Genomic DNA, 1489 nt, shown 5'->3' on the forward strand with positions numbered 1-1489 from the left:
GGTGCCCAGCCGGCCGGAGCGGATCCCGACCATCCCGGCCGTTCCGGCCACGCCGTCGAACCCGGCCACGGCGGTCATCCCCGGCACGCCGGCCACCACCGCCCACCGCCCGATCGGGCCGGCGGGCCAGGTGCAGGCGACCGTCCATCCCGACACCCACTGACCGACGGCTCCGGCGCAGGGCGGGTCACTCCGGATCGGACCGCTGGGGAGCCGGTCCGGACCGGTAGGCGCGGCGCACCGAGGGCTGGGTGTTACGCCAGACCGCCCGCCACACCGGGCCGGGCAGCAGCCGGCTGCGTTCCTCCCGGTCGACCCGCCCGCGCGGGTGGGCGAGCCAGCCCGCCGAGCCCGCGTCGTAGGCCAGCCGGTAGTCGAGGGCGCAGACGTGCCGGACGCTCTTGTACCCGTACGACCGGGGTACGACGAGCCGCAGCGGCGCCCCGTGCGGCCCGGTCAGCGGCTCGCCGTCGAGGCTGTCGGCGAGCAGGACGTCGTCGGCGAGGGCGTCATCGAGCCGCAGGCAGGCGCGGTAGCCGTCGAGGCCGGTGACGGTCACCCAGGTGGCGCGCGGATGCGGCCGGACGAGCCCGGTGACCAGTTCGTGCACGGCGGCGAACGGGACGCCGCCCCAGCGCAGCCCCGTCGCGGACCAGGTGGTCACGCAGTGCAGGGCGGCGTGGACCTCACGCCGGGACGGCAGGCCGGTCAGCTCGGCGACGGCCAGCTGGGTGGGGTGGCGTACGACGCCGCCGACGGTGAGCACCGGATGCGGCGGCGGCACCGGGACCACCCCGGCGAACCGGGGCAGCCCGAAGCGGGCCAGCGGGGCCGGACGCTGGCCCGGCGGCAGCGCCGCGGCGCCGACGTGGCCGGACGGCACGGTCACGTCCCCTCGGTGATCACACCGAGGGCCGTCTCCAGGTAGGCCGACCGGGCGGCACGGCTCTGCGGCATCAGTCCCGGCATCCGCACCATCAGTTGCAGGTGCCCGACATAGGTGGTGTAGGCGAGCACGGCCCGCCGGTCCGCCTCGTCGGCCGCGAAGCCGGCACCGGCGAAGAGCGCCCGCAGGGTCGCCAGCCGGCGCCGGACCACACGGTCCATCGTGGGCGCGACCAGCGGGTGGTCGGCCGCGGCCAGCAGGTTGACCTCCACCCGGGCGCGCAGCGGGTCGGCGCTGACGGTGCTGGCCAGGATCGAACGCACCCGTTCGGTGGGCGTCGCGGCCTCGTCCAGCCCGTCGATCACCGCCTGGGTGTGCTCCTGTTCCCAGCGGGCGAGCGCCGCGGTGACGAGTGCGTCCCGGTTGGGGAAGTGCCAGTAGAAGCTGCCCTTGGTGGCACCGAGGCGGACCGCGATGGGCTCGACGGCCACCGCCGCGACGCCCTGCTCACCGATCACGTCGAGGGCCGCCCGCGCCCAGTCCTCGGCGCCGAGTCGGCCGCGCCGCGCCTCCTGGCCCATCGCCGTACGGTACCGTCCGAGC

The 1489-nt window shown here is 76.6% G+C and carries 2 protein-coding genes; both read right to left on the minus strand.

The genetic code is table 11. From position 1 onward, the window contains the following. Positions 1–187: 187 nt before the first annotated feature. Positions 188–889 carry a molybdopterin-dependent oxidoreductase gene (locus tag MRQ36_RS32880; protein ID WP_242798383.1) on the minus strand — a complete coding sequence of 234 codons (702 nt, stop codon included), beginning with the start codon at positions 887–889 and terminating at the stop codon, positions 188–190. Beyond that, positions 886–1489, minus strand: a 604-nt coding sequence (locus MRQ36_RS32885; protein ID WP_242801724.1) for a TetR/AcrR family transcriptional regulator, incomplete at its 5' end; no start/stop codon positions are given. The genes MRQ36_RS32880 and MRQ36_RS32885, both read right to left, overlap by 4 nt.

It is taken from the genome of Micromonospora sp. R77 (genome assembly GCF_022747945.1).
Lineage (GTDB): Bacteria > Actinomycetota > Actinomycetes > Mycobacteriales > Micromonosporaceae > Micromonospora.